This is a genomic window from Bradyrhizobium sp., assembly GCF_049798375.1.
Taxonomy (GTDB): domain Bacteria; phylum Pseudomonadota; class Alphaproteobacteria; order Rhizobiales; family Xanthobacteraceae; genus Bradyrhizobium.
This window is the reverse complement of record NZ_JBARGP010000086.1, coordinates 1-6,233: the sequence shown is the minus strand read 5'-3', so window position 1 is coordinate 6,233 and position 6,233 is coordinate 1. Positions and strand designations below refer to the sequence as shown.

At 66.1% G+C, this 6,233-nt stretch carries 6 protein-coding genes; 3 read left to right on the top strand and 3 right to left on the bottom strand.

What is annotated here, in order from left to right:
• Positions 1-121: 121 nt before the first annotated feature.
• Positions 122-1,111, top strand: coding sequence for an ABC transporter ATP-binding protein (locus WA702_RS03980; RefSeq protein ID WP_425109232.1), 990 nt, complete (start codon positions 122-124; stop codon positions 1,109-1,111).
• A gap of 35 nt (positions 1,112-1,146) precedes the next feature.
• Here WA702_RS03980 and WA702_RS03975 read toward each other — a convergent pair whose 3' ends face one another.
• Complete coding sequence (locus tag WA702_RS03975; RefSeq protein WP_425109231.1) at positions 1,147-1,668, bottom strand: hypothetical protein; 522 nt, start codon at positions 1,666-1,668, stop codon at positions 1,147-1,149.
• Between the two features lie 36 nt (positions 1,669-1,704).
• Here WA702_RS03975 and WA702_RS03970 point away from each other — a divergent pair, with 36 nt between their 5' ends.
• Together WA702_RS03970 and WA702_RS03965 are read left to right on the top strand one after the other, a co-directional pair.
• Positions 1,705-3,081, top strand: coding sequence for a PAS domain S-box protein (locus WA702_RS03970; protein WP_425109230.1), 1,377 nt, complete (start codon positions 1,705-1,707; stop codon positions 3,079-3,081).
• Entirely contained in the window at positions 3,074-3,439 is a 366-nt protein-coding gene (locus WA702_RS03965) for a response regulator (RefSeq protein WP_425109229.1), read from the top strand. The genes WA702_RS03970 and WA702_RS03965 overlap by 8 nt, the downstream gene beginning before the upstream one ends.
• A gap of 9 nt (positions 3,440-3,448) precedes the next feature.
• Here the strand turns inward: WA702_RS03965 and WA702_RS03960 are convergent, their stop codons facing one another.
• Together WA702_RS03960 and WA702_RS03955 are read right to left on the bottom strand one after the other, a co-directional pair.
• Complete coding sequence (locus WA702_RS03960) at positions 3,449-5,431, bottom strand: acetyl/propionyl/methylcrotonyl-CoA carboxylase subunit alpha (protein WP_425109228.1); 1,983 nt, start codon at positions 5,429-5,431, stop codon at positions 3,449-3,451.
• Positions 5,428-6,233, bottom strand: an 806-nt coding sequence (locus WA702_RS03955; protein ID WP_425109227.1) for a carboxyl transferase domain-containing protein, incomplete at its 5' end; no start/stop codon positions are given. The genes WA702_RS03955 and WA702_RS03960, both read right to left, overlap by 4 nt.

Genomic DNA, 6,233 nt, shown 5'->3' with positions numbered 1-6,233 from the left:
CCTTTGCGCCGCGCTGTGCGCTCGCCATCGATCGCTGCCGCAGCGATACGCCGGCGCTGCAAAACTTCGACCGAGATCATCAGGCCGCCTGCTGGCGCGCTGGCGAGATTGCGGAGGCCTCGTGAACGACGCGCAGCCCGCCCTGCTGGAGGTCAAGGACCTCGTCAAACATTACCCGGTCCGCAGCGGCGTGCTGCGCCGGCGCGTCGGCACCGTGCATGCGGTCGACGGCGTCAGCTTCTCGCTTGGCGCCGGCGAGACACTCGGGCTGGTCGGCGAATCCGGCTGCGGCAAGTCGACGGTGGCGCGCAGCGTGCTGCGGCTGGTCGAGCCGACCTCGGGCGCGATCGCGATCGATGGTAGCGACATCACCCGCCTCAGCAAGTCCGAGCTGCGCCCGGTCAGGCGACAGATGCAGATCGTATTCCAGGATCCGTTCGCCTCGCTCAACCCGCGCATGCGCGCCGGCGACATCGTCGGCGAGCCGCTTGCCGTGCACGGCCTCGCGGCCGGCGAACAGCGGCAGGCGCGGATCGCGGAGCTGTTCCAGCAGGTGGGGCTGCGACCGGACCAGATGCGCAACTTCCCGCATCAATTCTCCGGCGGCCAGCGCCAGCGCATCTGCATCGCCCGCGCCCTCGCACTATCGCCGCGGCTGATCGTCTGCGACGAGCCGGTGTCGGCGCTCGACGTCTCGATCCAGGCCCAGGTGATCAATCTGTTGATCGACCTGCAGCGCCGCCATGGCTTGTCCTATTTGTTCATCGCGCACGACCTCGCGGTCGTCGCCCATATCAGCCACCGGGTTGCGGTGATGTATCTCGGCCGCATCGTCGAGATCGCTGACAAGGACGAGCTGTTTCATAACCCGCGGCATCCCTACACCAGAGCGCTGCTGGCCTCGGTGCCGTCGCCTGACCCGAAGCAGAAGCGTCCGGCGCCGCTGGTCGATGGCGACGTTCCGAGCCCGGTCGATCCGCCCACGGGCTGCGCCTTCCATACCCGCTGCAGGTTTGCGTTCGCCCAATGCAAGATAGAGCGGCCGGCGCTGCGCGATGTCGGCCCGAAACATCAAGTCGCCTGCCTGCTCAATGATGGAGCCGGGCTGTGACGTTTCTCGGGCCGTTGCGGATCGCGGGCGCGCCGCTATTCCGGCGCCCGCAATCCCGGTGACGACAGCCAGGCGTCGATTCGAGACGCGGTCTCCGCCAGGCGCGCCATGCGCAGCAACGCGTCGCGCTCCTTGCCTGACGGCAATGAAGTCGCGCGTGCCCGCGCCTGCTCCGCCTCGCGGGCAAGACGCTCCTGCAATGAGGTGGTCTGCTTGAACTGTTTTTGCATGACGTGCTCTCCAGCACGGGGGGAGAAGGACTCGATTTTCCTTCCAAATCCTCCGCCCACAGATTCCATCGAATCGTGCCCGCTGGGACACACCGGCCCAAGACGGCCTTTTTTGCGGACCGGGCGGGAACCAATTCGCACTTTGTGCGTTTCGCAACCACTCGCCGGGTTGCGGTCCAGCGTGATGTCTTTTTGCGCCCGCACACCACCAGCAAGAAGCCGCCGCTCGTCGGCAGCCCCGATCTCACATTCGCGCTGCCCGGCTTCGGCCGGGCGGATGCCGTCTTGAGTTTTCCAGGTTTTGGCGGTTAGTGGCCACCGGCACAATCCGCTCCGATCCGTTCGTACCAAGGAGCCCGCCACGTGCACGGACAGCCCGGCGCCCCTCCTGCAATGCCCGAACCCCTGAGCTCATCGACCTATCTCGCCGCGATCGTCGCCTCGTCCGCCGACGCGATCCTCGGCACCACGCGGGATGGCACGATCAGAAGCTGGAACGCGGCCTGCGAGCGTCTGTTTGGACGTACATCCCAGGAAATGATCGGACAGTCCGTCCTGGAGATCGTTCCCGGCGAGTTGTGGAACGAGGAGCAAACAACTCTTGGCCGCGCGGCCTCCGGCGCCTCTATCGAGAACTACGAGACCGTGCGTTTGATGGCAGACGGCCGGCCGATCGAGGTCGCAATCACGCTCTCACCGATTCGTGACGCCTTCGATGTCGTGATCGGCGTCTCCAGCGTGATCCGCGACATCGGCGAGAAGAAGCAGGCCGAGCGCGGCGCTGCAATGCTGGCAGCCATCATCACCTCCACGACTGACGGCGTGGTCAGCAAGACATTGGACGGCATCATCACGAGCTGGAACAAGAGCGCTGAACGCATCCTCGGCTTTACCGAAGCCGACATGCTGAACACCTCGATCCGTAGGATCATCCCGGCCGACCGGCAGGCGGAGGAAGACCGCATTCTGGCGACCGTCCTGGCCGGCGATATCATCGATAATTTCGAGACGGTGCGCATCCGCAACGACGGGACGCTGATCGACGTGGCGGTCACGGTCTCTCCGGTCCGCGATGCTTCGGGACGTATTGTCGGTGCCTCGAAGATCGTCCGCGACATCACCGACAAACGGCAGACCCGGGACCAGCTGCACACGCTGCTCGCCGAGGTTAACCATCGCAGCAAGAACCTGCTGTCGCTGGTACAGGCGATCGCACGCCAGATGACACGGCAAGGCCACCAGCTCGATCTCGACCGTTTCCTGGAGCGGCTGCAGGCGCTGACAGGCAATCAGGACCTGCTGATCCAGAATGGCTGGCGCTTCATCCCGCTCGCCGATCTCATCCGCGCGCAACTGCGCAGCTTCGGCGACGCGATCGGCAATCGCATCCGGATCGAAGGGCCGTCCATCGAGCTGACGCCAGAGTCCGCACAGGCCATCGGCATGGCGATCCATGAGCTTGCGACCAATGCGGCTAAATTTGGCGCGCTTGCCAACCATGAGGGCCGGGTCGATATTGGCTGGACGCGCGACGATTTGAGCTTCACCATGCACTGGATCGAGCAGGACGGCCCGCAAGTCGCGCCGCCGAAACGCCGCGGCTTTGGCAGCAAGGTGATTTCAGACATGGTACGGCTCAGCCTGGACGGCACGGTCGACGTCCTGTTCCCATTGTCCGGATTGCGCTGGCACCTCGCCTGTCCGATCGGGCGGATCACACGCGGTCGAGGCAATGGCTGACGTTGCGAGCCCGCGTATCCTGATCGTCGAGGATGATCCGCTGATCGGCTTCGATCTTGCGGTCGAGCTCGAAGCGCATGGCTTCGCGATCGTCGGCGTGGCACCGACCGTCGCCAAGGCGCTCGCATTGTTTCAGGATCGTGGCTGCGACGTCGCCATCCTCGACGTTAATCTCGGGCGCGAGACGTCGGCGCCGATCGCGCGCACACTCGCCGCAGCGCACGTTCCGTTCATCGCCGTCACCGGCTATTCGATCGACCAGTGCCCGCGCGAATTCGCCACCGCGCCGCTACTGTCGAAACCGTTCCAGACCGCACGGCTGGTTGCCGAGTTGAAACGGCAGATGCCGAACGCCTGAGCGCTCGCTTCACCCCGGCGCGATCTCGATCACGATCCGCCCGGTGGTCACCTGCTCGCCTTCGGCGACCGCGACCGCGGATACCGTGCCGGCCATGCCCGCGGTGTGCACATGCTCCATCTTCATCGCCTCCAGCGTCAGCACCGGCTGGCCCAGAGCGACGCGCTCGCCCGGCTTCACCAGAACAGAAACGATGCGGCCACTGAGCGCGGCGCGGACCTTGCCGTCGCCGCTCGAGCCGGCTCGCGCTTCCGGCGGCGGCCAGGTCAGATCGCGCACCACAAGCGTCACGCCGCGGCGCTGCAGCCAGAGCTGATCGCCGGCGCGATCAAATCGGACGGTCTCCAAGACCTCGCCATGACGGAAACGGACGGCGCCGCCGCCGAGCTCATCGAGCGTGAAGCGCTGCGCGTCGCCATTGCTGCCGACGACATAGTCGCCGGCGCGGTCGCGCACCACGTCGCATTCATGCAACGCATCGCCGAGCTGGAAGCGCAACGGCGCCGGAAAGCCTGGCGCCAGCGAGCGGCCGCCGCGCCATCGCGGCGCATGCGGCTGGCTGAGGTGCAGCAACAGCGCGGCCAGCGCAATGTCGTTGGGCGCCGTTGTGTGCTGCGCAAAGAGCTCATCGCGATGCGTCGCGATGAAGGCGGTCGTCGCCTGTCCCCGGGCGAACGCGCCGTGGCGCAGGCAGGAGATCAGGAACGATCGATTGGTCGCGACGCCGAATGCTGTGGCCTGCTCCAGTCCGCAGATCAACCGTATCAGCGCCTCTTCGCGCGTCGCACCAAAACTGACCAGCTTGGCGATCATCGAATCGTAGTAAGGTGGAATCTCCGCGCCCGATTGCAGCGCGTGCTCGACGCGCAGGCCTTCCGGCATCTCCCAGCGCGACATCCGGCCGGAGCGCGGCATGAAGCCTTGCGCGGCATCCTCCGCACACAGCCGCACCTCGATCGCATGTCCGGTGAACGTCACGTCGTGCTGCCGCAGCGGCAGCGGCTCGCCCGCGGCGACGCGAAGCTGCAGCTCGACCAAATCGAGCCCGGTGATCGCCTCGGTGACCGGATGCTCGACCTGCAGCCGCGTATTCATCTCCATGAAGTAGAACTGGCCGCCAGTGTCGAGCAGGAATTCGAGCGTGCCGGCGCCTTCGTAGCGCAGCGCCTTCACCGCCTGCACGGCCACCGCGCCCATCTTCGCGCGCAACTCCGGCGTTACGGCCGGAGATGGCGCCTCCTCGATCAGCTTCTGATGTCGCCGCTGCACCGAGCAGTCGCGTTCGCCGAGATGGATGGCGTTGCCATGACGATCGCCGAACACCTGGATCTCGATATGGCGGGGGTTTTCGATCGCCCTTTCCAAAATCACCGTGTCGTCGCCGAACGCGGCGGATGCTTCCGAGCGCGCGCTGCGCAGCATGCCTGGAAATGACGCCGCGTCCGCGACCAGCCGCATGCCGCGGCCACCGCCGCCGGCCACGGCCTTGATCATCACCGGAAAGCCGAGCTGTCGGGCCTCGGCGAGCATCGCGCTGTCGCTTTGATCCTCGCCTTGGTAGCCGGGAATGCAGGGCACGCCGGCGCGCCGCATGATTGCCTTGGCGCCGGCCTTGTTGCCCATCTCATCGATCGCCTCGGCCGAGGGACCGATGAAGACAAGCCCCGCGTCCCTGCAGGCCGATGCGAACGCGGCGTTCTCGGCGAGGAAGCCATAGCCGGGATGCACCGCGTCGGCGCCGGTGGCCTTTGCCGCGGCGATGATCGCCGCGATGTTCAGATAGGACTGCGCCGGGGGCGCCTCGCCGATACGCACCGCCTGGTCCGCCTGCCGGACATGCAGCGCATCGCGGTCGGCGTCGGAATAGACCGCGACGATGCCGACGCCGAGTCGGCGCGCCGTGCGTATGATGCGCAGCGCGATCTCGCCGCGATTGGCGATCAGCAGCTTGAAGAACGGCGTGCGCAATGTCGTCGCGTTTCCTGCGCTCATGGCCGCGCCACCGCAAACTGCATGCGCTGCGGCGTGCGCGTATCTGCCTCGCGGACGATCGACAGGACTTCCGACAGCACCGCGCGGGTATCGCGCGGATCGATCACGCCGTCATCGAGCAGACGCGCCGAGGTCGCGAACACGTCCATCTGGCCCTCGAACACCTCAATGATCTCTGCCTTCAGCGCGTTCAACCGCTCCTTCTCGACCGGCCTGCCGCGCCGCACGGCTGCCGCCTCGGTGACGATCGCCATGGTCTCGGCCGCCTGCTCCCCGCCCATCACCGCCGTCTTGGCATTCGGCCAGGAGAAGCAGAAGCGCGGATGGAAGCCGCGGCCGCACATGCCGTAATTGCCGGCGCCAAACGACGCGCCGCAATAGATCGTGATCTGCGGCACCGTGGCAGACGTCACCGCCTGGATCATCTTCGAGCCGTGCTTGATCATGCCGCCTTCCTCATAGGCACGGCCGACGATGTAGCCCGTGGTGTTGTTGAGATAGAGGATCGGCGTTCCGGTCTGGCAGCAGGCCTGGATGAAGTGGGTGGCCTTGTTGGCGCCGGCCGGATCGAGCGGACCGTTGTTGGTGATGATGCCTATCGCCTGGCTGTCGATGCGGGCATGGCCGCACACGGTCGCCGGACCGTAATTCGGCGCCATCTCGACAAAGTCCGAGTCGTCGACGATGCGCGCGATCACCTGGCGCATGTCGACTGGACGCTTGTGGTCCATCGCCATGATGCCGAGCAATTCCTCCTGGTCGTAGCGCGGCGGCATCACCGATTGTGGCTTGCCAGCCGGGC

Excerpts from the sequence above, each read along its gene's own strand:
- WA702_RS03965 (WP_425109229.1), top strand. The coding sequence starts at position 3,074 with ATGGCTGACGTTGCGAGCCCGCGTATCCTGATCGTCGAGGATGATCCG.
- WA702_RS03960 (WP_425109228.1), bottom strand. The coding sequence starts at position 5,431 with ATGAGCGCAGGAAACGCGACGACATTGCGCACGCCGTTCTTCAAGCTG.